The following is a 25,383-nucleotide window of genomic DNA, read 5'->3' as shown; positions in this document are numbered from 1 at the left end:
ATATTTCATTTATGCTACCTTTCCGAGTACCGTTAAGAGACTGGGTGTCTGATGCTGTCGATTATCTGGTCAGAGAATATGCCATTATTTTCGACTCTTTCAGTGCCTTTGTCTTTTTTATTGTTAATAATCTCAAAGACGGGCTGATGGCCGTTCATCCAGCAGTCCTGATTGTTGCCATAGCCGCTTTAACGTGGTATATGGCAGGGTGGAGGGTGTCGCTGTTTGCCGCTCTCGGTCTGCTGCTGTCAGAAAATATCGGACTGTGGAGAGCTTTTATTGAAACCCTGTCACTTGTAATAACAGCTGAATTGCTGGTTATGGCAGTAGGTCTGCCACTGGGTGTACTTGCAGCAAGAAAAGACAAATTTGATTACTTCATAAGACCTGTTCTTGACTTCATGCAGACCATGCCGGCTTTTGTCTACCTGATACCTGCCGTTATGTTTTTCGGTCTTGGTCTGGTACCGGGTGTCGTGGCAACATTTGTATTTGCCCTGCCTCCGCTGATCAGGCTTACCAATCTGGGAATCCGCCAGGTGCCCAAAGAACTGACAGAGGCAGCCGATGCTTTTGGCGCTACAGGCTGGCAAAAGCTTTTCAAAGTACAAATTCCCGTTGCGACTCCGACCATCATGGCAGGGGTCAACCAGTCGATCATGCTCGGACTGTCCATGGTTGTTATTGCTGCAATGATTGGTGCCGGCGGACTTGGTGCTGACGTGCTCCGCGGAATTCAGCGACTGCAGGTTGGTCAGGGATTCGAGGCCGGTCTTGTGGTGGTAATTCTTGCCATTATACTGGACAGAATCACTGCCGGGTTTGGTCAGAAAAACAAATAGACGCAGTAATGGCATCTCTGTTGCCTTAATTGGAGGCAGGCCTGTTCAGAAGCTGCTGTTTTTACAGCATTCATTTTGGCAATACTGCTGAAATTTACTATGTTCACAAAGTCGATGTGGTGGGCCGGCTTCATTGAAGAGGCCCGAAAGAAAACTACTTGACCGAAGGCCGGGCAAGGCCGCGATTAAGATTAAGTTGAGTGTCCTGAAATCCGGTATAATTACCGGCTTTCTGAATATGAACGAACAATGGAGGTTTAATGTCCCTACACAAAAAGCTGAATCTGGAGGTCAATCCATATAACTTTTTTATCTCGATTGTTATAATCATTTTGTTTGTTTTTTTGGGCGCAGCTTTTCCAGATAGAACAAATGTAGTGTTTGGCTATATCCAGGAATTTATTGTAGATCAGTTCGGATGGCTTTACATCCTTTCTGTGTCCATTTTTCTTATATTTGTAATTTACTTGTTCTTTAGTCGGTTTGGGAAGATCAAGTTGGGTCCTGATGACTCCGAACCTGATTACAGCTATGCATCCTGGTTTACGATGCTTTTCAGTGCCGGTATGGGTATCGGATTGGTATTCTTCAGCGTTGCCGAACCCATGTTTCATTACCTGGCACCTCCTACTATAGGTGGTGAGTCTTTGGAGGCTGCTCGTGAAGCAATGCGACTCACTTTTTTCCACTGGGGCTTTCACCCGTGGGCTATCTACATCATAGTCGGAATGTCCCTGGCTTATTTTCATTTCAGAAAAGGACTCCCGCTTTCCATCCGTTCGGCATTCTATCCGCTACTCGGCGATAAAATCTATGGCTGGAGAGGTAATACCATTGATATTCTGGCAATTTTCGGAACCATGTTCGGAGTGGCGACTTCGCTGGGGCTCGGTGTAATGCAGGTTAATGCTGGACTTGAATATCTGTTCGGCGTTGAGGTGTCAACTACCATTCAGATATTGTTAATTGCTGGAATTACAGCTATTGCAACCATCTCCGTAGTGCTTGGACTGGATAAAGGTATCCGAAGACTGAGTAACTTCAATATGAGTGTAGCTGTCGGATTGATTATTTTTGTTTTCATACTCGGTCCTACGGTATACCTGCTGAATGCCACTGTTGAAAATACCGGTTATTATCTCCAGAATCTTGTTCAATCCAGTTTTTGGCTGGGAACATTTGACGGAGAGGCTGTAGATGGCTGGCTTGCCGGATGGACACTTTTCTACTGGGGATGGTGGATTGCATGGTCACCATTTGTTGGTATGTTTATCGCCCGAATCTCAAGAGGCCGAAGTATTCAGGAGTTTGTCGGTGGCGTACTGCTTGTACCGACTGCGTTTACATTTATCTGGCTGACGGTATTCGGCAACACGGCCCTTAATATGGAAATATTAGGAGATGCTGGAATTTCCGGCCTTGATACCGAACAGATGTTGTTTGCGATGCTGGATGGCCTCCCGCTTGCAACGATCACTTCTATTGCAGCTACCCTGGTGATCATTACATTTTTTGTGACCTCATCTGATTCCGGTTCACTTGTTATTGACATGCTTGCTTCCGGTGGAAATCCGAATCCTCCTGTGGGGCAGCGAGTGTTCTGGGCACTTTCCGAGGGTGCAGTAGCAGCTGTACTGTTGCTTGCCGGCGGACTTGGCGGATTGCAGACAGCAGCTATTACCACCGGACTTCCGTTTACCATTATTCTTTTGTTGATGTGTTACAGTCTTTACAAGGGCCTTAGCACAGAAGGAACGGAACGGCTTGTACGGCGCAAAACATTCAAAGCCAAGTCGAAAAAGCCGCAGGATTCCGGGGATATCGACAGTGGATCTCAGTAAGCGTAGTATCCAATCGCAATTTAAACGGGAGTTTCAATGAGTAATTGGAAAAAAACTCTGAAAGAGATTTTTGATGAGGATGTACTGAAGAAGAAAAGAAGAGAAGCAGAATCGAAAGGCAAAATTCGTGTCAAAAAATTTATTGCCGATGTGGTAGAGCCTGCTTTTGAGGAAATAGCCAATGAACTCCAGGAATATGATCGTGATATTGATGTGGAGACAGAAGCAATGTCTGCCACTATCCGCGTATTCCATGAAGGATCGGAAGAGTTCTATTTTTCCATCAGGTCACGGCCGTACCGTCAGAAAGAGTTCTCTTTCCCGGTGTTGCCGCTGAAAGATGAAAAAGGCGATCAGTACCGCGCCGAAGTCTTCCTGAAAGACGGACCGCTTTACCACGATGTGACCAACTACACAAAAGAACAAATTATCGAGGAATTCCTGCATGAGTACAAGCGCCATATGCAGTGGAATCTTTGATCTGCATCGTTCCCTGACGGATACCATTTGTCAGGTCATTGTGTAAATATGTAGTCATTATGCCGCTCTGAATAACTCAGGGCGGCATTTTTTTTAATCTCATAATTTGTATATGACATGGTTTGATGATACTTTCTTCATGCAGTTTTTTTGGGCTTCCGGGTTATCATAAACCATTTTTTTAATACAAAACCCCTCTTGTCAGCATGATTCGATCTGTTTTCCGCTATATTCGGCAGCGGCTTCCGGGCAGGGAAGAGCTTTCGGATCCGGCCAGACTGACCCGACAGTCCCTTGCATTGCTCCGGCGGGAATATCAGGGCCGGCCGCTACTGGAAAAGCATGCGGACACAAATCCGATCAAGCAGTTTGAAACATGGTTCAGGGAAGCAACAAACGTAATTAAGGACGATCCCAATGCCATGATACTGTCAACCGTTGATCAGGACAACCGTCCGTCATCGCGGACGGTACTGCTGAAGGACTTTGATGAAACCGGGTTCGTGTTCTATACAAATTATGACAGCAGGAAAGGCAGGCATATTGCTGCCAATCAGTACGTATCCCTGATATTTTACTGGCCGGATCTGATGCGGCAGGTGTGCATTGAGGGTGTGGCCGGTAAAGTGCCTGACAGCCAGTCGGATGCCTATTTCAATTCCCGTCCTGCGGGAAGCCGCCTCAGTGCCGCAGCGTCACCGCAAAGCGATGTGATCGAATCACGGGGGGACCTGGAGAGAAAAGTAAAAGAACTGGAAGAGAAATATCCTGCTGTTGACAAAATACCAAGACCGGCTAACTGGGGCGGGTACAAGGTCAGTCCCCATCGCATCGAATTCTGGCAGGGCAGGGTTAACCGTTTGCATGACCGGTTGTGCTATACGCGGGACCGGTCCGGCTCATCGGATGAATCAGAATGGGTCCGGTCACGTCTGGCTCCGTAGCGATACATCACTATTGCGTATCACAATTGCACGCCTGCACTGTCTTTATCCCAGCTTCTGAAAATGTGCGAAGTTATTTGCTCTGAGACGCATCATTCCGGCCTCACAGACAATGTGTCAGCTGTCATCGCCTTCGTAAATACAGCCGGTAGTGCATGTTTCCATCACTTCCACGCGGGTCAGTTCCGGCAGCAGTGGTTTCGTCTTGTTCCAGATCCACCGGGCAAGATTTTCGCTGGTCGGATTTTCCAGTCCCTCAATATCATTCAATACATAATGATCAAGCTGTTTGTATACCGGCGTAAATGATTTTTTGATATCGGCAAAGTCTTTGATCCAGCCGATTGCCGGATCTATCGGTCCACCGATATACAGTTTGATTCGGTATGAATGGCCGTGCATGCGCCGGCATTTATGGTCTTCAGGCAGGTTGGGCAGATAATGCGCGGCCTCAAATTGAAATTCTTTATATATCTCCATATCAGTTTGATTTGATTCAGCACAAAAGATACGGAAACGCAAATCAGCAATAAAATTTCAATGAAAAACCTTTTACCGCTTTTTCAACCTGTCCTTGAGCAGTTCTGCAGCAATGCGGGCAAAATCAAATTCGGTGACGATGCCCACGAGCTTGCCGCCTTCAACAACCGGCAGACTGGATATATCATTGTTCTGCATCAGTTCAATGGCTTCCACAGAAGGGGTGTCCGGTGACACCGTCACAATCTCGCGGTCCATGATATCACTAACGGAGACATTGGTGTGATCCAGCTGCTTGGCGATAATATTGTTGAGTGTGCTGATCATGGAACGGTAGGTAACCATTCCGACGAGAAAATGCTGATCATTCTCAACCGGAATATGTTTGATTCGCTGCCATTCCATCACATTGGCCGCCAGATCGATGATGTCGTCTTCCTGCAGGGTGTAAATGTCCGTGGTCATGAACTGCCCTACTTTGGCAAACGCCTTTTCCCAGCGGTTTTTCCGGTGAACTTTAGCCTTGGGCCATTGATGGACCGGTTTGCCGGATTTTTGATTTTTCAAAGTGGAATCGGCAATGGCGGTCAGCTTTTCGTACGGACTCCAGATGTCATCAAGGTTATGGAAGGAATCAAGCTGCCAGATTGCACCATTCTGACCTTTGCGGGTTCGTTCCTGTATAACCCCCAGATAGTGCTCAGTATCCTCGCTGTCAATATCGTGAAGTCTAAGCCCTTCCCTTGCCAGGGGGATAAGCTCGTTCATGATAAGATCCTGGGTAGGATAGCTGTTGCCATCAAGCCATTTAATCTGTGACAGCAGGCCGCGACGGGCAGTGCTCAGGAAGTTGGATTCCACTTCCTTGAATGGTATCAGTTTTGTGATGTCGTCATATTGTGACGATACGCCTGCCATAAGTCCGAGCCAGAACGCCGCATTGGCCACTTCGTCAACAACAGAGGGCCCCGATGGCAGCACCCGGTTTTCGATTCTGAGGTGAGGTTTGCCGTCGGTGATGCCGTAACAGGGCCGGTTCCAGCGGTAAATCGTGCCGTTGAAGAGCTGGAGCGCCTCAAGTTTGGGAATGCGTCCGCTGTCAAGCGCTTCAAAAGGATCTTCGATATCATCGATTGCAAACAGGACCCGAAAACGCGCGATGTCTTCCTGAAATATCTCCATGACGGACTCTTCGATCCAGCGCGAACCAAACTGAACCCGGGGCTTTCTTTCATTTACAAAGTCCTGGGCTTTCCGGTTGTCAATCGACTGCTGGAAAACGGCGATGCGTGTTTCATGAAGAAGCTGTTTCCCGAACAGAAACGGTGAGTTGGCGGCGGCACCAAGTACAGGGGCAGCCACCAGCTGGGCAATGTTGTACAGACGGGCAAAATCCTCCTGGGACACCTGAAAGTGAATCTGAAAACTGGTGTTGCAGGATTCCATCATCACCGAATCGTGCTTTACATGAAGTTCATCGGCACCTTTTATTTTCAGCTCATGCTCCTCGCCCCGCACCCTTGTAAGCGCATCATTAAGCATGTAGTATCGCTCCTTCGGGGTGATGTTTTCCATTCCGAGATCCGACTTGCGGATTGTCGAAAGAGAGCCCATCAAAATGATATCCCCTTCATGCTTTTCAGCTACCTGCCGGGCTTTGCCGATCAGTTTGTTCAGCTCCTGTTCGAGATTCCGGAGGCATTTGCCGCCAAAGGACAGAGGATCGAGGTTGAACTCAAGATTGAACCGGGCAAGTTCATATGCAAAATGCGGATCATCCAGCTCCTCAATAAGTTTGGTGTTCAGAGAATAGGGGCGGCTGGCCCGGTCAATGATGAAAAGTTCCTGCTCGGCACCGATTCGTTTGGTGTCGCGTTCGAACATATCGTCGGCAAGCATCTGTTCCAGCGCTTTTGTGTCCCGGATCAGGTATTTTGTAAAAGCACGCAGCTTTTCAGGATGCCGGGCGGAGGATGGATGTTCCATGGTCGTGAGCCGGTTACAGGAGTCGTGGGTATCGGATTAACCGATAATTGGGGAACGTGTGATTACCGCTCGACATGTTCTTTGCCAATGGGCTTGTCCATTCGCGGATTTATACTGAATACAGCCGTTTTTACCAGCCTCAGAACATTTGCTGCTGTACTGCCAAGCCGCAGATATTTGAGCCCGGTATGACCCAGAGTGGACATTACCACCATGCTGTATTTTTTCTGGTTCGTCAGATGGACTATTGCTTCGTGAATGGAGGATTTCACAGGCAGCACTTCCGCGGTTACATTTTTGCGGATTTCTTTCAAATGTTCATCCACCCACTCATTCAGTTTTTGCTGAAGGCTTTCTATCTGATCGTCAAACGTACTGACTTTACTGAACTGGGACAGGTTTACAAGATGCACCAGGTGAACTTTGGCATGGGTGGCGGCGACCAAATCCCGGGTGTAATCAAATGCGAGAAGCGAGTGATCAGAAAAGTCCGTGGTCAGCAGAATATCGCTGAGCGGTTTGATTTTGGAGTCTTTCTCAACCAGCAGGACCGGGGCTTTGCTGAATCTTACCACACGTTCAGTCACAGAACCGAGAAAGAGCCGGGAAAAGCCGGATTTGCCGTGCGATGTCATGACGATCAGGTCAGCATCCTCCGATTCCTCCATGATGATTTCCCACGGTTTTCCTTTACGGACGACAACCGGTTCCAGGTTGTCTTCATCGACATAAGCTGAGACTTTTTTCTCCAGCTCGGCTTCAAGTTCTTCAATCTTTTTGGGAGGCGTAGGCGGTACAGGAAAGCTTGCACCATCTTTTTCCGGCGGATACACATACAGTGGAAGTACCATGCCGTCCAGTATGTCAGCGAGATAATTGGCTGATTCAAAAGCGACAAGACTTAAATCGGAAAGGTCGGTCGGAACAAGGATGCGTGGATTTTCCATGTCGGCAAGATTGATGTGAATAAGTTAATGTCCGACGAAAATAACAGAGAAATTGACAGAAGTCCAGTCACATCTGTCGGTATTTACACTGTTTTTGAGTATCTGCCCTTTTTTTCGGATGATGCATAATAGGCATCAAATGCAGTGGCTATGTTTCTGAGGAACATCCGCCCGGTATCTGTGACCTTCAGCCCGTCCTCATGCAGAATAACCAGTCCGTCATCTGCCATTTCCTGCAACCTGTCGAAATTATCAGAAAAACGGGATTTCGCGTCAATATCCCATTCAGTGCTTATCTCCGAAAAATCGAGCTCCAGATTGCACATGAGCTTCATGATGGTTTTCCGGCGAATACGGTCGTCTTCTGTCAGGTAGTACTCTTTGAAGTAGGGCATCCGGCTGCCGGAAATCCGCTCGTAATAGGTATCGAGCTCCTTTACGGACTGCAGGTAACCGTCACCGATTTGTGATATGGATGACATCCCGAAACCATAGATGTCCGTGTCCGGACGGGTACTGTATCCCTGGAAATTTCGCTGCAGAGTACCGTTATGTCGTGCCACCGACAATTCGTCGTCGTTTTTTGCGAAATGGTCCATGCCGATGTACTCATATCCGGAGCGGGTTAAATTGGCGATTGTCATTTCCAGCATGGAAAACTTCTCGTAGGAATCCGGCATCGGGTACTTGTCGAGCAATTTCTGGGCCGGCATCATCCAGGGGACGTGGGCATAGTGGAAGATGGCAAAACGGTCGGGATCCAGAGTTTTAACAGCTTCAAGCGTTTCTTCAAAGCTTTTTTTGTTTTGAAGCGGCAGCCCGTAAATCAGATCCACATTGATGTTGTGGATTCCGGCTTGACGCAGCCAGCGGGTAACCCGTTCATTTATCTCCATGGGCTGTATGCGGTTAATCGCTTTCTGCACCTCGTGCCGGACGTCCTGGATGCCGATCGAGGCCCGGTTGCAGCCAATTTCGGCCAGAGCCTGAGCATGATCTTCGGTGAGTCGCCTGGGATCGATTTCAACGGCAAGCTCCATGTCATTGCTGAAATGAAAATGTTCACGAAGCTGTTTTCCCACCGTACGCAGCTCATCCGGACTAAGAAATGTTGGTGTACCGCCCCCGAAATGAAGCTGAACTACCTTGTTTTCAGGGTGGAGTTGTTGCGAAAGTGAGCGTATTTCCGAAAAAAGGTGATCCAGGTAAACGCTGCTGTCACCTTCCTGACGTGTAATCACCCTCGTGCAGCCGCAATACCAGCATAATGAAGCACAAAATGGAATATGTATATAGATGGAGACCGGACCGGGCCGAAGGTTACGCTCTTTTATCAAAGCAGTTGCATCCGAAACATCCTCCATTTCCCTGAAATGCAGAGCCGATGGATAAGAGGTATAGCGCGGTGCCTGCCTGCTGTATTTGTCGACCAGATATGTGGTATTGTGCATGGTAAAGAAATAAAACTGAAATTTTGTGCAGGGTATCCCGGGGGGGGTGTAATACACAGGTTATCTGTCCGGAAATGAAGCTAACGTTTGAAAATACAAGTAATTTTATTCATCATTACTTTATATAGGCAGACGAAATTTGCCGGAGTATCGTTCATTACATGTAAACCGAACCGGAATCTTAAACATTGAATATTGCCCTTGATAACCAAATTGGAACCGCTTTTCAGTTTCAGGGAAGCGTTACCAAAAAAAATCGGTACCTTCTTTTCAAATTTTGTATTTTGAGCCTTATAATGTCCGGCATTACAAGGATTGTATCTGAACAGAAAATTAAAGGTCTTTTTTGGTTTAGAGACTGGGAGTTTAAATCATGAGTATTTTAGAGAACAAGAAACCAAATGTAAATCTGCACAAGTATTACATGATCAACCTGCAGATTGGATTTATTGTGACGCTGATCATACTGATCGCCTTATTCCGAATAGATCTCCAGCCGGGAAGTGAGTTTGAGATTCAGGAAGAAGAGCAGGAGATCATTGAAATGGAGGAGATTATCCAGACTGAGCAAGAGACAACCCCTCCGCCTCCGCCCCGGCCGCCGTCACCGGAACCCGTACCTGATGACGAGATCGTTGAAGACCAGTTTTATGATCTTGATACCGAAGTAGATCTTGATGCACCAATGGATATGCCTCCACCGCCTCCGCCGGAGGATGATGAGGAAGAAGAAGAGCCGGAAGTGTTCACGATTGTTGAGGACATGCCGGAACTGAAAGGAGGAATGCAGGCAATTTATGACAATCTTGAATATCCCGAGATTGCCCGGCAGGCCGGTATTGAAGGACGTGTCGTTGTTCAGTTTATCATTGATGAAGAAGGACAGGTTGTGGATCCGCAGGTAGTACGCGGTATTGGTGGTGGTTGTGATGAGGCAGCTGTTGAAGCGGTCAAGCAGGTTGAGTTTACACCGGGACGCCAGAGAGGCCGTCCGGTTCGTGTCCGCTACTCGCTGCCAATTACATTCCGCCTGTCTCAGTAATACACTTACAAGCATACGTTCCGGCGAAATGTCGGACAGGTAATTTAGAAAAGGCGTGACATTTCGTTCTGAAGTGTTGCGCCTTTTTTGTTTGGTGCGCCCGGCAGGGCGCATTTTCAGACGACATCATACTGATGATTTTACTTCAGTTTCATAGCTGAAAAAAAAGGAACTTTTTTACTTGACATATAGTTATTTATATATGTATATTATCTATCGAATGAAGACCAGTCAATTAAACATGTCAATTATCAATCAAAATCGATCCTGTTATGCTTGAGTTGTTAACACAACCGTGGCCCTGGTATGTGGCCGGACCCATTATCGGTCTGATCATACCGCTTCTTCTGTTTTTCGGAAACAAACAATTCGGAATTTCATCCAGCCTTCGACATGCCTGCGCTGCATGCGCACCGGGTAATGTTTCCTTTTTCAATTATGACTGGAAATCCCAGGGCATGTGGAACCTGGTGTTTGTACTGGGTGTATTTATCGGCGGTTTCCTTGGCGGATACGTTTTCCAGAATCCCGAGCCGATAGCCTTGTCAGCCGCCACAATCGCGGATCTTCAGGCGTTTGGCCTTACTGATTTTTCCGGTTTTGTGCCTTCTGAGCTCTTTTCCTGGAGTAATCTTGGAACATTGCAGGGAGTAATAGTGCTGGTCATAGGCGGCTTTTTGGTCGGATTTGGTGCCCGGTATGCCGGCGGGTGCACTTCAGGTCATGCTATCAGCGGAATTTCCAATCTGCAGCTGGCTTCGTTAATAGCTGTCATTGGATTCTTTGTCGGCGGCCTTGTCGTAACGCATGTCATTTATCCGCTGATTTTCTGATCAGTTAACCGGGAAATTCGAACTTAATCCAAAAACAAGACTCATCATGAATTACATCAAATATCTTCTCATTGGCACACTCTTTGGCTTTGTCCTGACAAAAGCCGAGGTGATTTCCTGGTTTCGGATCCAGGAGATGTTTCGTTTTCAGGATTTCCACATGTACGGTGTGATCGGCACCGCCATCATTGTGGGAATGATTTCCATCCAGATAATCAAGCGGTTTAACTTGAAGGATACCGAGGGCAATCCCATATCCATTCCACCCAAGGATGCTTCACAGAAGAAGAGGTATATCATAGGCGGAACACTGTTCGGATTCGGCTGGGCACTGACCGGAGCATGCCCCGGCCCGCTGTTTGCCCTGCTTGGGAGCGGGATAACCATCTTCATCATACCGATACTTGCGGCACTTGCCGGAACCTATGCATACGGCGTATTCCGTGAAAGTCTCCCGCACTGACGGTTCTCACGTCCCGCAGCGCTGCTCCGGAAAAGCAGCACACAATCGTGACAAAAAGATTACAGAGTTTTTTAAAACAACAACCACAAAAAAGGAGAATCACTATGTTTTTCCGTCAAATCTTTGAACCCAAACTTGCACAGTATGCTTACATGATCGGCTGCCAGAAAACAGGCGAAGCTGTTGTGATTGACCCTATGCGTGATGTTCAGCAGTACTACGACATCGCAGAGCAGGAGAAGCTTGAAATCACGGCTGCTGCCGATACGCACATTCATGCCGACTATATATCCGGACTTCGTGAATTTGCTGAGCGTGGTGTCAAGGTTTATGCTTCCGATGAAGGCGATTCAGACTGGAAGTACGAATGGCTGATCGGCAGCAATTACAACTATGAGCTGATGAAAGACGGCTTTACTTTCATGGTCGGAAATATCGAGATCAAAGCCATTCACACTCCGGGTCACACGCCGGAACATCTCATTTTTGCCGTAACGGACAAGGGTGGCGGTGCTGATCAGCCGATGGGCATTGCAACCGGTGACTTTGTCTTTGTCGGTGATGTGGGCAGACCGGATCTGCTTGAATCTGCCGCCGGCATGAAAGATGTCATGAAGCCTTCAGCCCAGACCCTTTACAAGTCACTTGAGAAGTTCAAGTCGATGCCCGAATACATGCAGGTCTGGCCGGGACATGGAGCCGGAAGTGCCTGCGGAAAAGCACTCGGTGCCGTTCCCAAAAGTACCGTCGGATACGAAATGAACTTCAACGCGTCACTGAAAGAGGCGACATCTGAGGAAAATTTTGTCAATTTCATCCTTGAGGGTCAGCCTGAGCCGCCGCTGTACTTTGCCCGCATGAAGCGTGACAATAAAATGGGTCCGAAAGTACTCAGAGGGCTTCCGATACCCGGCAAAACAGAAACCTCAAAACTTGCTGAATTTGAGGATAACAAAAAAGTGGCGCTTATTGACACCAGAGGGCGTGAAGCATTCATGAACGGACACCTTAAAGGTGCCATATTCTCACCTCTCGACAAACAGTTCAATACTACGGCAGGATCGTTTGTTGAAGAGGATCAGCCGGTCTTTCTGGTCATTGATGAGGAGAATCTGGAGGATGCGGTCAGAGATCTTGTAAATGTCGGCCTGGACGATATAAGAGGATTCATCCCGGTTGATGAATACGAGAAATGGCTGGCAGACAATAACGCGGCCGTATCCATACCGCATCTGTTCGTTGAAAAAGACGGCGACAAAATGCTTGGTGACGATGCCTATGTTCTGGATGTGCGAAAGGCGTCTGAATTTGCCGAAGGCCACATCGAAGGAGCAAAAAACATCCCGCATACGCGCCTTCTGGAGCGTATTGACGAGGTGCAGCCAAACGGCAAAACCGTTTACGTGCACTGCTCCGGTGGCGGACGTTCGGCGGTTGCCTCCTCACTGGTTCAGCGTTACGGCCATGATGTAGCCTACGTTGATGGTGAGTTCGACAAATGGTTCAACGAAAAAGAAGGCGTTGCCGGCTGATAAGCCGCGCTGAATGAAAAAAAGGGCTCGGGGCGATGGATCCCGCGCCCTTTTTTTTAAACATGTACAGCTGTGAAAAACTTTTTACCCATACTATCCTGGCTTCCCCGATACAATAAAGATTGGTTTAAAGGGGATTTGTCCGCGGGCCTTACGGTCGGCGTTATGCTGATTCCCCAGGCTATGGCCTATGCGCTGATAGCCGGCATGCCACCGGTATACGGCTTGTATGCGGCATTGATCCCTCTGCTGATCTATGGTCTCATGGGAACATCCCGTCAGCTGGGTGTCGGTCCTGTTGCGGTTGTTTCCCTTCTTATTGCTGCAGGTGTCAGTGACCTTGCCGAGCCCGGCAGCAGTGAATATGTGCAGCTGGCGATTATGCTGGCTTTTATGGTAGGGGTAATCCAGCTGCTTATGGGCCTGCTGCGGATGGGATTTCTTGTAAACTTCCTGTCCCATCCGGTTATTACGGGATTTACAGCCGCAGCTGCACTGATCATCGCATTCAGTCAGCTTCCCCATTTGATCGGTATCCCTGTTGAAAGATCAGGTCAGGTCCATGAAGTCCTGTTTCAGCTTATTGAAAACAGTGACAAGATGCATTACGGTACGGCACTACTTGGTATTGCTGCTGTAACCCTGATCTATCTGATTTCATGGTGGAACAAGCGCATACCAGCGGCACTGCTGGTTGTTGCTGCTGGTATTGTTCTTCTTGCCCTCACCGGCTGGGATGACAGGGGCATCCGCATCATCGGAGATGTACCCTCCGGTCTGCCATCCGCTATTGTTCCGGTAATTGGCTTTGATGAGGCCTACCGGCTGATTCCCATAGCCGTTGCCATTTCACTTGTAGGATTTATGGAATCCATTGCTATTGCAAAATCCATTCAGGCCAGGCATGGTGACTACAAGCTGGATGCCAATCAGGAGCTGGTTGCCCTCGGATCCGCCAACCTCGGCGGTTCTCTGTTTCAGGCATTTCCGGTAACCGGCGGATTTTCAAGATCGGCGGTCAATGACAAAGCCGGAGCCAAAACAGGGATGGCGAGTATCATAAGCGCACTGCTTATCGGACTCACACTGCTTTTCCTGACACCCCTGTTCTATTACCTTCCGAATGCCGTTCTGGCGGCTATCATCATCACAGCGGTTATCGGGCTGATCAATGTCAGGGAAATACGGTTTCTCTGGAAAACCAAGAAAGAAGACTTCGCTATGATGGCCATAACGTTTGCCGTAACGCTGTTTCTTGGCATCGAGGAAGGAATACTTACGGGTGTGGTCGCATCGCTCGGTGTGGTGGTTTATCACAGCAGCAAGCCGCATGTCGCCAGATTGGGACGTTTGCCTGAAACCAGAGTCTACCGCAATCTTGACCGGTTTGAGGATGCCGGGGAAAGAGATGATGTGCTTGTTATCAGGTACGATGCGCCGCTTTTTTACGCCAATGCCAATCACTTCAGCGATTCGGTACGAAAGCTGACAGAGGAAAAAGGGACAGATGTCCGACTCGTTGTAATTGATGCTTCCGGAATTAATTCAATCGATACCACAGGTATTCATGCGCTTGCCGGGATTGAGAAGGAGCTGGCTCGGAAAAACATCCAGCTCAGGCTGGCAGCGGTGCACGGACCGGTTCGCGACCTGCTTGTGGAAAGCAGTTTTTTCAGAAAACGGGATGATCAGCGGCTGTCACATATGGATGTGCACGATGCTGTTGAATCATTTGACAAATAGAAAGAAAAGGTATCAGCATGACAGAATTCTGGGATCAGCGATATGACAGTAGTGAATATGTCTATGGCGAGGAACCAAACCGTTTCTTCGCAGACAGAATAACCCGGTTATTTAATGAGGGAAGCGGGCCATCAGACCATTCTGAAGCAGATAAGGCTTTCAGGCTTCTCCTTCCTATGGAGGGAGAAGGAAGAAATGCTGTATTTGCAGCAAATCAGGGCTGGATTGTAGATGCCTTCGACCAGAGCAAGGTAGCACAAAAGAAAGCTTCCGGCCTGGCTGCTGCATCCGGTGTCACTGTTAATTATGATATCAGGGACGTCACTTCCGCGGATCTGCCGGACGACCGGTATGATGCTGCCGGTCTGATCTACGCCCACATTCCGCCGCAGTACAGGCAAAAGGTACACAGGCATATTATCAATGCCCTGAAGCCGGAAGGACTGGTGATCATCGAAGCATTTCATGTTTCTCAGCTCGGCAATGCATCAGGCGGCCCGCAAAGTGCTGACATGCTCTACACAGCAGATATCCTGAAATCTGATTTTCAGGATTGTGATGTCCTGGAACTCGACGAAACCGAAACCGTACTTGAAGAGGGGCCGGGACACAGCGGGCCGGCTAATATCGTCCGGGCTGTATTCAGAAAGAGAACATAGCCGGGATACGCGGCGATTTTGACTTGTAATGAAATATCTATATATTTCATATATATTATATGTAGATAACTTGATATTTATTTTTGATTCGAGGTAAAGCAGATGATTGATGCAAAAGCAGGAGCACACAAACTGGAGCATTGTGCTTCAGTGCTGAAGGCAATAGCCCATCCGGTTAGGATAGCCATCATTGAATTACTGGAAGAGCACGGAACACTTTCTGTATCCGAGATCCATGAGAAGCTGGAGGTTGAGCAGGCAGTAGCATCGCATCATCTTGGAATTCTCAAAAACAAGGGCGTGCTGCTTTCCTATCGCGATGGCAAAAATATGAGATATGAGCTGAAACATCGCCAGATCACAAAAATAATTGAGATCATGGAGCGGTGCAGCACGGTTTGACAGATTATTTCAGGCAGATCTATGGATCTTTTCGATGCATCTTCACCGGGCGGGCAAAGCGGAAGGCAGGGACACAATCAGCCGCTGGCAACCAGAATGCGCCCGGTATCCATAACAGAGTTTGCCGGACAGAAACATCTGACCGGTGAGGGTAAACTGCTGCGCCGCATGATAGAGAGCGGGCGTATCGGATCCATGATTTTTTACGGTCCGCCCAGTTGCGGCAAAACGACCCTTGCCCATGTGATTTCCCGTGAGGTTGATGCGGATTTCGTTACGCTCAATGCGGTACTTGATGGTGTAAAGGAGTTCCGGAATGTGGTGGCCAAAGCTGACGAGCAGCGCAAGCTGTATCACAGAAAAACGGTATTGTTTGTCGATGAGATCCACAGATGGAACAAGGCCCAGCAGGATGCCCTTCTTCCTCACATTGAGTCCGGTCTCATTACGCTCATCGGGGCGACGACCCTCAATCCGTTTTATTCACTTGTGGGACCGCTTCTTTCACGGTGTCAGCTTTTTGAGCTGTTTCCGTTTCAGGCTGAAGATATTAAGCAGCTCATTCACAGGGCACTGGCTGATGAAGAACGGGGCATGAGATCGTGGAATGTGTATGTCACACCGGATGCCGTTGACTACTTCACCGAATACTCGGGAGGAGATATCCGTCACGCCCTCAATGCCCTGGAAATGGCCATACTCACAAGCCGGGAAAACAATGAGGGAAAAAAGGTGGTGGATGAGTCCGTCGCAAAAGAGTCTATCCAGAAGCGCTACATCCGTTATGACCGGACAGGGGACGAGCATTACCATTTTGCATCGGCGATGATCAAATCCCTGCGCGGATCTGATCCGGATGCTTCGCTGTACTGGCTTACGGCGATGATCGAGGGAGGAGAGGATCCCCATTTCGTTTTCAGAAGACTGCTCATTTTCGCATCTGAGGATGTGGGGCTGGCAGATCCCCACGCCCTTTCAGTGGTTAACAGCGCCCACGAGGCATTTCAAAAATGCGGAATGCCTGAAGGCTTCTACTTCCTTTCCCAGGCTTGTCTGCATCTGGCACTGGCACCCAAAAGCAACAGTACCGGCGCCATTTTCGGTGTCGTTCGTGAACACAAGGAAAAGGGGACAAAGCCGGTTCCGGATCACCTGAGGGATAAAACGGCCAATGCAAAAAAAGCCAGGTACCTGGATGCAGAAAATGCCTCCGATAATTATAAATATCCGCACAGTTATCCGGATCACTGGGTAGATCAGCAGTATCTTCCGGATTCACTTACTGATGCCCGGTGGTTTCAGCCTGGTAATCAGGGACTTGAGGCACGCCGGTGGGAGCGGCTCATGGAAATCAAAAAAACGGCTGCATCTGGCAAGAACCGGTCCTCCGGTTGATTGCGTTTTATTTTTTTCCGGAGTGAATGATAGAGCAGGTTTTTCATGTTGTGGGTGGTGAAAGAAAAAAAGCCAGGCATAAGCCGGAGGCTTAACCATACATTATATCAGCATTATGAACAAAATCTGCATTTTGAGCGGAACTGACCGGCCCGGTTCCATGTCATTGAAAGTATCCCGATTCCTGAAGCCTCTGTATGAAAAGCAGGGAGCAGAGGCGGAAGTCGTTAGTCTTGAGGATTTTCCTTTGGAAGAAGCAATTGGCGGCAACTATGGCAAATCGCTCTCTAAGATTGAGGCTTTCAGAAACAAGGTAATTGAAGCTGACGGGATTGTAATGGTCATTCCCGAGTACAATGGGTCATTTCCGGGTATTCTGAAGCTTTTTATTGATTATTTGCCATTTCCGGAAGCATTCAATAAAAAACCGATTGCCTATATCGGGGAAGCTGCAGGAGCATTCGGGGCTATCAGAGCGGTAGAACAATTGCAGATGGTATGCTCCTACCGCAATGCGCACAACTTTCCCGAAAGGGTCTTTCTTCAAAGAGTTAACAAAATCTTTGATGAAGACAAAGGTGTTACTGACGAATTCGTATCTGATCTGCTCGACAGCCAGATTGAGGGATTTGTTCAGTTTGTATCCCGGATTCAGGAAAGAGAATCGGTTTGAAAAACCAGATGTGTAAATGGTTCGGGAAAAAATCCGGGCCGGCTGCAGTAAACCGGAGCATGCGGGGCGTCAGCTGTTTTTGATTTTAAGCATATAACCAACCCCGTGCATAGTCACCAGGTATTTCGGATCATCCGGATACATTTCAATTTTTGAACGCAACTTGGATACGTGGACATCCACGGTGCGTGTACTGGTGCTGTGTTCGTAGCGCCAGACATGTTCCAGCAGTGATTTCCGGGTGACCGGCTCATTCGGGAATTCTGCAAGATACCTGAGCACCTCAACTTCGCGCGTGGTGAGTTCAAAGTCACCGTCAGGTCTTTTTACAACGGATGCATTAAGGTCAAGGCGGGTATCACCGAGGTCAATAACATCGTTTTTTGCGCCGTTTCCATCATCACTGCGCCGCAATCTGGCCTGGATTCTGGCAAGCAGCTCCTTGACACCAAATGGCTTTGTGATATAATCGTCCGCACCGATGTTCAGTCCGGTTACCTTGTCAATTTCCTGATCGCGCGCCGTAAGAATGATGATCGGAAACGTGTGTTTTTTATCCCTGAGGCTTTTGCATACATCAAAACCACTCATGCCGGGAAGCATAACATCAAGAATCATCAGATCAGGAACACTCTCTTCAACGATCTCCAAAGCCTGATTACCGTCTTCGGCTGTTAATACAATAAAACCCTCGTTTTCAAGCGTGTCACGAAGCGTGAAAATAAGGCTCGGTTCGTCTTCTACGATTAGAATCTTCTGATTGTTTTCAGACATGCTCTGTTTCCTGTTTATTTGTTGTTTCCGATGTCTCAGTCGTTCCGTTACCATCATGACTCTGCGCCACTGGGAATGAAACGGTGAAGACTGTTCCTTTATTTGGAACACTTTTTACATTTATACTTCCATGATTGCGATGAACAAGGTCTTTTACAATGGACAACCCGAGACCATGACCTTTCGTGTTGGCTGTGTAGGTCTCTTCGACACGGAAAAACTTGTCAAAAATATACTTTTGCGCGTTTTTTGGAATACCAGCGCCGCGATCTTCTATACTCAGCCTGACGCTCTTTCCGTCACTGGTAAGTGCAATTCCGATATATTTTTCATCAGGGCTGTACTTGACCGCGTTTTCTGTGAGATTATCCAGTATGGAGTGGAAGTGGCCCGGATCAATGTCGATCGGTGGAATATCCTTCTCCGAATTGAATGCCACTTCGACGTTGTTCGTTTCGAAATACGTTTTCTTGGTGTCGAGATAGTTGCTGATGAAATCGATAGGATAAATGCGTCTTTGGTCTGTATGGACCCGGGAATTGCCCGATTTGGCGACATCCAGAAGACGGTCAATCATTTTGCGGAGACGCAATGACTCGTTAAAAATGTGGGAGCCATACGATTTTAATCTGTTTTTATTATCAATGCGTCCGTCGGAGAGGTTTTCACCGGCTGCAAGAATAACGGAAAGCGGTGTTTTAAGCTCGTGCGTGACGTTTGCCAAAAAATCGGCTTGTCGCTGGGCAAGTTCCCGTTCCCGCTGGGCAGTAAGAAACATGAATACAAAAGCTCCGATCAGGAGCAGAACGGCCGCTCCCAATACAATCAGGTTCCGCATCAAGGAGGCCTGCGAAGCAGCGATGTCCGGGTTATCCGTAAACGAGACTTTCAGGTTCCAGTCATCCAGCAGATCCGGAAAATTCTGGATAAAATCCACTTTTTGGTAGGAATAGGATACTCCGGTTGCTGTTGTTGCAAGCACCTTGTTTTTGGTCCAGTCGTGCAGCCAGACAATGATACCAGCTTCTTCACCAACGCCGAATGTGTTGATAAGCTTGGGGCCCAGATATTCATTGACCAGATATTCCGGATCAACCAGAAAGTTCAGATAGCCGACAATCTCCCTGTTTCTGTTGTTGATCAGAGCGACCGTCATGCTGTTTTGTGCATCAAAAAATGCACGGGTGCTCCACCGGTAATCCCGGACAAGCGCGTTCATTCTTGTGTTTGCCATTGCCAGTCCGTCCGTGACAAATCTGCTGTAGCTTGTGGTTTCTACAAAACTGGCGGATGCCGGATCATAATGCCAGACAGGAGCGCCGTGACTGTCACAGGCCTGACAATCGGGAAAGACAAAATAAATATCGGAATAGAGTCCGTCCTGCTGGTTTGCCTCAACAATTTCTAAAAAATCGTCGGGAATACTGTCCGGATCTTCCGATGAAATGGCATTTTGCAAATGCTCCATATCAACACGCCACAATTCGGAAAGAGGCTGACGAAAACGGGTTCGTACCTGGTTGGTATACTCAAGCAGCTGACGTTTTTGCTTTTCGACCGTATTTTTGACAGTGTTTTCATGAAGGGCATACAGAGAATATACATTCATCCCGGTCAGTCCGATGACCGCCGTCAAACCCATTGCCAGCAATATCCACCTGATGTATCTGTATTTCTTCATGCGCTATAATGTAAGACCAACTGCAGTAAACAACGGGGACAAGGGTACTTCTATTAAGTAGAAATTAAACTAACTTAAGAAATGTAAATATATGAACTCCTTATGATACTAAACAAATGTTTGAGTGCCGTATTAACAACATTAATTGACGGTATCTAAAACAATGATATTGGCTCTGTTAATCTTTAACAATAATAGGATAGCCATTGTGAATTGATATTTTCAAAATTGAATTGTTTTTCCTATAATTTAGATCTACAGGTAAATTATACCATATCTCATGGCGATACTACGATATCTACTGTTTATCTCTGTAGTCAGCCTGCTGGTCTGCGTGACAGCCTGCGACATGACAGAGAAAGAGAGCAAAAGCGACGACGCTGAAGGACCGGATCTTGTTGAGCTGAACAATGAAATTCACAAAGCTATTCTGTCCAATAATTTCAGCCGGGCTGACCAGCTTGTGGAGGTGGTGCTGGAAGAGGCGGAAAAAAGAGGAGACTATCACGCCTATATAGATGCAAAAACACACCAGGTTTCCGCACTTTTTGACCGGAACAGAGTTGGAGAAGCGTCCGAGCTGATCAAGGAGAATCTCGAGCGTATTGATGAACACGGCACACCCCGGCAGGAGGTGGCGGCACTCATCCAGCTTTCAAATATCTACTTTTTCCAGAATCGTGACAGGGAAGGCCTTGAGGTGCTTAGCGACGCAGAACGGCTGGTTCCTGACGTGGATGATATGAATATCATTGCCACTGTCTACGCTTCCAAGGGAAGAGCCGTCTCCCGTCATGATCCGGTTGAGTCGCTAAGACTTAACATCAGGGCACTTGAAAAATTCAAGGAGATCGGTGACAAACGAAACGAAGCCGTCACCAGGAACAATATTGCGCTCATTTACCATCGGCAGGATAAAAACGAGATGGCGCTGCAGGAATACGATCAGGCAATACGGTTAAACAAAGAAACGGGCAACAAACTGCAGCTTGCAACCAATTACAACAACATCGCCAATTCTCTCAGGGCGATGGACCGAAAGGAAGAGGCTGCAGATTCACTGCTGAAAGCCGTAGACATCAACCAGCAGATGGGTATCAGTCCCAGATTGATTCAGAATTACTACAATCTTGCCGAAGTGTACACAGATCTTGAAAAATATGATCTGGCCCATTCGTTTTTCTCACAGGCATATGAAGAAAGCCGTTCGATCAATTTCCAGCCCGGGATCATGTACCACGCCATCGGCCTGGCCAACGTACTCATGGAGATGGGCCAGCTCAATGAAGTTCAGCGATATCTGAACGAATCCCGCCAGCTGGCCCTTCAGCTCGATAATCTGGATGTACTGACAAGAAGCTGGGATATTGAAGCGTCGCTGATGGAGCGTCAGCAGAACTTCAGTGGCGCGCTTGACGCCAAGCGCCAAATGCAGGCCTATTCCGACAGCCTTGACAGCATACGCAGGGAAAGAGAGTTCGAAGAGGTACGGATGGCCTACGAGGTGGACCTGAAATCAGCTGAAAACGAGCTGCTGCGTCAGGAACTGTCGTATCAGGAACGGCTGAGCCGGAATCAGAGATTGCTGCTTACCGGATTGGTAATCGGAGTAGTTGTATTTGCCGTTTTCCTGCTTGTACTCTTCCGGAATCAGTGGAAACTGCGGAAGGCCTACAAATCAATGGAGCAGAAAAACAAGGTTATTACGGCTAAAAACAACCAGTTGCGATCTCTGAACAGTGAGCTTAAGCAGATCAACAATGAGAAAGACCGGCTTGTGGATATTATTGTTCATGACCTCAGGAATCCGCTTTTCGGGGTCATCGGTTTTCTGGATGTGATCAATGAAAACATCAAGGATGAGACCGATAAAGAACATCTGAACATCGCACGAAAATCAGCACACCGGCTCAATAACATGATCAGTGGACTGCTTGAAGTCCATTCACTGGAAAAAGAACCTGACAGTGTGGAGCTTGAACCGGTTCAGTGTGATGATCTTGTAGCCAATGTGGTTGACAGCTACCGAGAAGTGGCCAGGGAAAAGAAAATCAAAATCAAAAAACGTCTCACGCCTCTCGTGGCGGAGTCCAACCGAACCTATCTGGAGCGCATTGCAGATAACCTCATTTCCAATGCATTGAAGTTTTCGCCCAAAGATTCCGAAGTCAAGGTTGAAGTCAGGAAGGCAGGAAAAGACTACTGGCAGTTTGCAGTAAGTGACGAAGGTCCGGGAATATCCATTGAGGACAGAAAAAAGATGTTCCAGATGTTCGGCAAGCTTTCAGCCCGCCCCACTGCCGATGAGCAGACGACCGGCCTGGGACTTTATACGGTGAAAATGCTAATCGAGCGCCTTGGCGGAACCATTACGGTGGAAAGCGAAATTGGCGACGGCAGCAGCTTTATTTGCGAGTTTCCCAGAGGCTTTGCCGAAGCAAGCATGGAGCAAAGCGATGATGCGACTGAAAAAGGCACAAATGGCGAACCTGCTACTGATTCTGAACCGGATCCGGTGCAGGAAACTGAGTTCCATCAATAAATACGTGTGTCGGCCGGCTCGTATACTCAAACGGATCTCCGTCAAAAATCACTACATCTGCATCTTTGCCTTCTGCAAGCGACCCGGTTCTGTCGTCTATTCCAAGGATTTCTGCGGAACTGATGGTCAGTGACCGAAGAGCCTCCACCCGGTCCATACCGTAACCTGCAGAAATACCGGCCTCAAACAAAGCCACCCGCGTCTTTGGCACATAGGGCTCATATCCGCTTTGAAATACCACCGGAATACCCGCCTCGCTTACCCTCTTTGCAGTGTCAAATGCCGCATTTTCCGTGTCACCTCCTGTCCGGACCATTGTCGGATGTATGATAACCGGAACACCCGCTTCCTTCAGTTCGTCTTTCAGCACGTAGGCTTCAGCGCCTCCATCAAGTATAAGCGGAAAACCGAACTCGCGCTGAAGACGCAGTGCTGCCATAATATCCCGGGAACGGTGCGCCGTAATCAAAGCTGAGATCCGGCCCTCTAGCATATCCACAATGGCATCAAGACCAAGATCCCGGTCAGGACGCCTGTCCGGGTCTTCGTTATTTCGCCGCCCGGCATACTCCTGAGCACGGATCAGTTCCTGCCGGAACATGGCAATACCTTTGGAGCGGGTTCCGGGAGTGTCAAAATTATTCCTGACTACGGATCCGAGAGTAATTGCAAGAGCAGTAGTGGAATCCACGATAGCATCATCCACCGTTCGGCCGGTCGTTTTGACAATCATGGTCTGACCGCTGATCACCGCACCGGGTGCATGACCGGTATGCATCGTCGTGATGCCGTTGTCACGCAGAAAACCAACAAGCTCTTCACGGGCATTGTAGGCATCAATGGCACGGAGTTCCGGCTGAATGGCATGAGTAAGATCAAGCTGGTCCTGGTCGTGATCCTGGTTGTAATAACCTGCCAGACCGACGACCGTTCGGGCATCGATAAGTCCCGGAGTGACAACGGAGCCCTGAAATGTTTCATAACCGTCCGGAATCGTAATCTCCTCTGCCGGTCCCACCTGTTCAATTTTTCCATCTCTGATAAGCACCACTCCGTTTTCCACGGGTTCCCCTTCCATGGTGTAAACCGTGTCGCCCTTTACAGCTTTTTGAGCATAAAGTTCATCGGATAAAAGTCCGGCAGCAAGAAGTATGATGAAAACAAGGGCCGGTAATTTGTCGCAAGGTAAAGTCATGGTGTTATGTTTTGAAGTATACATTCTCCGGTTCGATAAGGATTTTTCTGAAGCGCGGCATCCGGTTGATCTGCTTTCCAAAAATGTTCACTCCTCTCTGATCTTGTATCCGCCTAAAGCATGTTTGCGGTCATCGGAATCATCAAAATCCCAGACTTTCTGTCCTTCAATCCAGGTCTGAAGAATACGGGTGTAAACACTGAACGGATCGCCGCTGATCAGGATAAAGTCGGCATCCTTTCCCGGCTCAAGTGAACCGGTGCGGTCATCTATGTCCATTTGCCGGGCGTTGGCGATGGTCACCGACTCCAGTGCCATTTGGCGGCTCATGCCTTCCCGCATGGCAAATGCCGGCGATCTCAGGAAAAGACGCGAATCCGTAACTCCGTCATCGGTATGAAAGCCAAACTCTGCGCCGGCTTTCTCCAGAACCGGCCCGGCTTTTGGCAGCAGATTAACGGCTTCCATCTTGCCTCCCGGGGCATCAATATAGATGATGGATGCGGGATAACCCGATTCTGCGATAACATCTGCAACCTTCCAGGCATCGGTAACATGATGCAGCACCATGCGGTACCCGAACTCATCGGCCAGTCGGATGGCCGTGAGAATATCATCATGCCGGTGCGTGTGATTGTGCACGATTCTGCGTCCTTCAAGTACCTCAACCAGTGTTTCAAGGGCCAGGTCGCGGGAAGGCATGCGGTCAGCATCTCCGTCAGCAGCCCTGATCTTGTCCCGGTATTCCTCTGCCCGCACGAACAGTGCACGGTACAAGGCTGCCGATTTGGCTCTGGTTCCGGGAAACGGCGGCTCATGCAGCGGGTTGGTCCCGTTGGCAACCTTCAGTCCGCCATAGATTTCCTCCTCCTCATCCACATACATCAGCATGTCCTCAATTTTGCGGGACGGACGCAGCTTGAGATAGACGGTCTGTCCGCTGATAAGGTGTCCCGACCCCGGCATGACATTTACCGAGGTGACCCCACCGGCCAGTGCCCGCCGGAATGAGTCGCTTTTCGGGTCGATGGTGTCGAGTATGCGCACATCGGGATGCAGCGCGTCGGACCGGTCTCCGCCTTCACCTTCGCCGATATGGGAATGCGGATCGACGAGCCCCGGCATCATCACCTTTCCTGAAACATCCCGGACCTCTGCATTACCGGGAATGCTGACATCTCCGGATGCGCCCACATCCGCAATAGTGCCGTCCTGAACAAGCAGAACCCCGTTGTCATATGTGTCACCGGTTACGGTGATGATGGTTCCGCCGGTGAAAGCAGTCGGTTTTTCCTGAGCCCGGAGCGAGGCGGACGTACTCAGCAGAACAAGCACAAGTATACATACCAGTGGTTTGGCGGGTGATGTCATCCGGGAATCATTGCCGGAACGTTCGGTGACGACTGGCTTACGTATCAATTGAAGCATGATATGAATGGGTTACATGTCAGATTTTGCAGGAAGGAAATAAATATCTG

The 25,383-nt window shown here is 48.5% G+C and carries 22 protein-coding genes; 14 read left to right on the top strand and 8 right to left on the bottom strand.

Going from position 1 to position 25,383, the window contains the following annotated elements; all coding sequences use genetic code 11:
* Positions 1-11: 11 nt before the first annotated feature.
* The 4 genes from NATSA_RS02060 to pdxH all read left to right on the top strand — a co-directional run bounded on the left by NATSA_RS02060 (position 12) and on the right by pdxH (position 4,107).
* Complete coding sequence (locus NATSA_RS02060) at positions 12-842, top strand: ABC transporter permease (protein WP_210509958.1); 831 nt, start codon at positions 12-14, stop codon at positions 840-842.
* Positions 843-1,102: 260 nt separating this feature from the next.
* Positions 1,103-2,683 (top strand): BCCT family transporter, encoded by a 1,581-nt coding sequence (locus tag NATSA_RS02055; protein WP_210509956.1) that lies wholly within the window; start codon positions 1,103-1,105, stop codon positions 2,681-2,683.
* A gap of 36 nt (positions 2,684-2,719) precedes the next feature.
* Positions 2,720-3,163 (top strand): hypothetical protein, encoded by a 444-nt coding sequence (locus tag NATSA_RS02050; RefSeq protein ID WP_210509955.1) that lies wholly within the window; start codon positions 2,720-2,722, stop codon positions 3,161-3,163.
* Between the two features lie 206 nt (positions 3,164-3,369).
* A complete protein-coding gene (gene pdxH, locus NATSA_RS02045; protein ID WP_210509954.1) occupies positions 3,370-4,107 on the top strand; it encodes a pyridoxamine 5'-phosphate oxidase in 738 nt (245 codons plus the stop codon).
* Between the two features lie 117 nt (positions 4,108-4,224).
* Here the strand turns inward: pdxH and queD are convergent, their stop codons facing one another.
* The 4 genes from queD to hemN form a co-directional block, all read right to left on the bottom strand.
* The gene (gene queD / locus NATSA_RS02040) at positions 4,225-4,587 is read right to left on the bottom strand and encodes a 6-carboxytetrahydropterin synthase QueD (protein WP_210509953.1); all 363 of its coding nucleotides are present in this window, start codon (positions 4,585-4,587) and stop codon (positions 4,225-4,227) included.
* A 72-nt stretch (positions 4,588-4,659) separates the two neighbouring features.
* Positions 4,660-6,573 carry a glutamate-cysteine ligase family protein gene (locus NATSA_RS02035; protein ID WP_210509952.1) on the bottom strand — a complete coding sequence of 638 codons (1,914 nt, stop codon included), beginning with the start codon at positions 6,571-6,573 and terminating at the stop codon, positions 4,660-4,662.
* A gap of 62 nt (positions 6,574-6,635) precedes the next feature.
* Positions 6,636-7,520: a universal stress protein gene (locus NATSA_RS02030; protein ID WP_210509951.1), complete on the bottom strand. Its 885-nt coding sequence runs from the start codon at positions 7,518-7,520 to the stop codon at positions 6,636-6,638.
* A gap of 83 nt (positions 7,521-7,603) precedes the next feature.
* Positions 7,604-8,971: an oxygen-independent coproporphyrinogen III oxidase gene (gene hemN, locus NATSA_RS02025; protein ID WP_210509950.1), complete on the bottom strand. Its 1,368-nt coding sequence runs from the start codon at positions 8,969-8,971 to the stop codon at positions 7,604-7,606.
* Between the two features lie 373 nt (positions 8,972-9,344).
* On the opposite strand from hemN, the gene NATSA_RS02020 reads away from it, so the two are divergent.
* The 9 genes from NATSA_RS02020 (at position 9,345) to NATSA_RS01980 (ending at position 17,713) form a co-directional block, all read left to right on the top strand.
* Positions 9,345-10,013 (top strand): energy transducer TonB, encoded by a 669-nt coding sequence (locus NATSA_RS02020; RefSeq protein WP_210509949.1) that lies wholly within the window; start codon positions 9,345-9,347, stop codon positions 10,011-10,013.
* A gap of 272 nt (positions 10,014-10,285) precedes the next feature.
* Complete coding sequence (locus NATSA_RS02015; RefSeq protein WP_210509947.1) at positions 10,286-10,846, top strand: YeeE/YedE family protein; 561 nt, start codon at positions 10,286-10,288, stop codon at positions 10,844-10,846.
* A 46-nt stretch (positions 10,847-10,892) separates the two neighbouring features.
* Positions 10,893-11,309 carry a DUF6691 family protein gene (locus NATSA_RS02010; RefSeq protein ID WP_210509945.1) on the top strand — a complete coding sequence of 139 codons (417 nt, stop codon included), beginning with the start codon at positions 10,893-10,895 and terminating at the stop codon, positions 11,307-11,309.
* Between the two features lie 104 nt (positions 11,310-11,413).
* Complete coding sequence (locus tag NATSA_RS02005; protein ID WP_210509943.1) at positions 11,414-12,841, top strand: MBL fold metallo-hydrolase; 1,428 nt, start codon at positions 11,414-11,416, stop codon at positions 12,839-12,841.
* 72 nt (positions 12,842-12,913) lie between these two features.
* Positions 12,914-14,584, top strand: a complete 1,671-nt coding sequence (locus NATSA_RS02000) for a SulP family inorganic anion transporter (protein ID WP_210509940.1) — start codon at positions 12,914-12,916, stop codon at positions 14,582-14,584.
* Positions 14,585-14,601: 17 nt separating this feature from the next.
* The gene (locus NATSA_RS01995) at positions 14,602-15,243 is read left to right on the top strand and encodes a class I SAM-dependent methyltransferase (protein ID WP_210509938.1); all 642 of its coding nucleotides are present in this window, start codon (positions 14,602-14,604) and stop codon (positions 15,241-15,243) included.
* Between the two features lie 102 nt (positions 15,244-15,345).
* The gene (locus tag NATSA_RS01990) at positions 15,346-15,645 is read left to right on the top strand and encodes an ArsR/SmtB family transcription factor (RefSeq protein ID WP_210509936.1); all 300 of its coding nucleotides are present in this window, start codon (positions 15,346-15,348) and stop codon (positions 15,643-15,645) included.
* A gap of 21 nt (positions 15,646-15,666) precedes the next feature.
* Entirely contained in the window at positions 15,667-17,040 is a 1,374-nt protein-coding gene (locus NATSA_RS01985) for a replication-associated recombination protein A (protein WP_210509934.1), read from the top strand.
* Between the two features lie 115 nt (positions 17,041-17,155).
* Positions 17,156-17,713 carry an NADPH-dependent FMN reductase gene (locus NATSA_RS01980; protein ID WP_210509933.1) on the top strand — a complete coding sequence of 186 codons (558 nt, stop codon included), beginning with the start codon at positions 17,156-17,158 and terminating at the stop codon, positions 17,711-17,713.
* 69 nt (positions 17,714-17,782) lie between these two features.
* Here the strand turns inward: NATSA_RS01980 and NATSA_RS01975 are convergent, their stop codons facing one another.
* Positions 17,783-18,487, bottom strand: coding sequence for a response regulator transcription factor (locus NATSA_RS01975; RefSeq protein WP_210509930.1), 705 nt, complete (start codon positions 18,485-18,487; stop codon positions 17,783-17,785).
* A complete protein-coding gene (locus tag NATSA_RS01970) occupies positions 18,480-20,168 on the bottom strand; it encodes a sensor histidine kinase (protein WP_210509927.1) in 1,689 nt (562 codons plus the stop codon). Before NATSA_RS01970 ends, NATSA_RS01975 begins: the two co-directional genes overlap by 8 nt.
* Before the next feature lie 280 nt (positions 20,169-20,448).
* Between NATSA_RS01970 and NATSA_RS01965 the strand changes: the two genes are divergently transcribed.
* Positions 20,449-22,710, top strand: coding sequence for a tetratricopeptide repeat-containing sensor histidine kinase (locus NATSA_RS01965; RefSeq protein WP_210509925.1), 2,262 nt, complete (start codon positions 20,449-20,451; stop codon positions 22,708-22,710).
* On the opposite strand, the gene NATSA_RS01960 is transcribed toward NATSA_RS01965, so the two are convergent.
* Both NATSA_RS01960 and NATSA_RS01955 read right to left on the bottom strand, forming a co-directional pair.
* Positions 22,661-23,905, bottom strand: a complete 1,245-nt coding sequence (locus NATSA_RS01960; protein WP_210509923.1) for an amidohydrolase family protein — start codon at positions 23,903-23,905, stop codon at positions 22,661-22,663. The genes NATSA_RS01965 and NATSA_RS01960 overlap by 50 nt on opposite strands.
* Positions 23,906-23,992: 87 nt before the next feature.
* Positions 23,993-25,324 carry an amidohydrolase family protein gene (locus NATSA_RS01955; protein WP_246481561.1) on the bottom strand — a complete coding sequence of 444 codons (1,332 nt, stop codon included), beginning with the start codon at positions 25,322-25,324 and terminating at the stop codon, positions 23,993-23,995.
* Positions 25,325-25,383 lie beyond the last annotated feature (59 nt).

It is taken from the genome of Natronogracilivirga saccharolytica (genome assembly GCF_017921895.1).
GTDB lineage: Bacteria > Bacteroidota > Rhodothermia > Balneolales > Natronogracilivirgulaceae > Natronogracilivirga > Natronogracilivirga saccharolytica.
The sequence above is the reverse complement of the archived record's forward strand: the minus strand, read 5'-3'. Positions and strand labels throughout refer to the sequence as shown.

Bases quoted from the DNA above. Each gene is read 5' to 3' on its own strand.
- NATSA_RS02060 (WP_210509958.1), top strand. From the start codon at position 12: ATGCTACCTTTCCGAGTACCGTTAAGAGACTGGGTGTCTGATGCTGTC.
- NATSA_RS02055 (WP_210509956.1), top strand. From the start codon at position 1,103: ATGTCCCTACACAAAAAGCTGAATCTGGAGGTCAATCCATATAACTTT.
- NATSA_RS02050 (WP_210509955.1), top strand. From the start codon at position 2,720: ATGAGTAATTGGAAAAAAACTCTGAAAGAGATTTTTGATGAGGATGTA.
- pdxH (WP_210509954.1), top strand. From the start codon at position 3,370: ATGATTCGATCTGTTTTCCGCTATATTCGGCAGCGGCTTCCGGGCAGG.
- queD (WP_210509953.1), bottom strand. From the start codon at position 4,587: ATGGAGATATATAAAGAATTTCAATTTGAGGCCGCGCATTATCTGCCC.
- NATSA_RS02035 (WP_210509952.1), bottom strand. From the start codon at position 6,573: ATGGAACATCCATCCTCCGCCCGGCATCCTGAAAAGCTGCGTGCTTTT.
- NATSA_RS02030 (WP_210509951.1), bottom strand. From the start codon at position 7,520: ATGGAAAATCCACGCATCCTTGTTCCGACCGACCTTTCCGATTTAAGT.
- hemN (WP_210509950.1), bottom strand. From the start codon at position 8,971: ATGCACAATACCACATATCTGGTCGACAAATACAGCAGGCAGGCACCG.
- NATSA_RS02020 (WP_210509949.1), top strand. From the start codon at position 9,345: ATGAGTATTTTAGAGAACAAGAAACCAAATGTAAATCTGCACAAGTAT.
- NATSA_RS02015 (WP_210509947.1), top strand. From the start codon at position 10,286: ATGCTTGAGTTGTTAACACAACCGTGGCCCTGGTATGTGGCCGGACCC.
- NATSA_RS02010 (WP_210509945.1), top strand. From the start codon at position 10,893: ATGAATTACATCAAATATCTTCTCATTGGCACACTCTTTGGCTTTGTC.
- NATSA_RS02005 (WP_210509943.1), top strand. From the start codon at position 11,414: ATGTTTTTCCGTCAAATCTTTGAACCCAAACTTGCACAGTATGCTTAC.
- NATSA_RS01995 (WP_210509938.1), top strand. From the start codon at position 14,602: ATGACAGAATTCTGGGATCAGCGATATGACAGTAGTGAATATGTCTAT.
- NATSA_RS01990 (WP_210509936.1), top strand. From the start codon at position 15,346: ATGATTGATGCAAAAGCAGGAGCACACAAACTGGAGCATTGTGCTTCA.
- NATSA_RS01985 (WP_210509934.1), top strand. From the start codon at position 15,667: ATGGATCTTTTCGATGCATCTTCACCGGGCGGGCAAAGCGGAAGGCAG.
- NATSA_RS01980 (WP_210509933.1), top strand. From the start codon at position 17,156: ATGAACAAAATCTGCATTTTGAGCGGAACTGACCGGCCCGGTTCCATG.
- NATSA_RS01975 (WP_210509930.1), bottom strand. From the start codon at position 18,487: ATGTCTGAAAACAATCAGAAGATTCTAATCGTAGAAGACGAACCGAGC.
- NATSA_RS01970 (WP_210509927.1), bottom strand. From the start codon at position 20,168: ATGAAGAAATACAGATACATCAGGTGGATATTGCTGGCAATGGGTTTG.
- NATSA_RS01965 (WP_210509925.1), top strand. From the start codon at position 20,449: ATGGCGATACTACGATATCTACTGTTTATCTCTGTAGTCAGCCTGCTG.
- NATSA_RS01960 (WP_210509923.1), bottom strand. From the start codon at position 23,905: ATGACTTTACCTTGCGACAAATTACCGGCCCTTGTTTTCATCATACTT.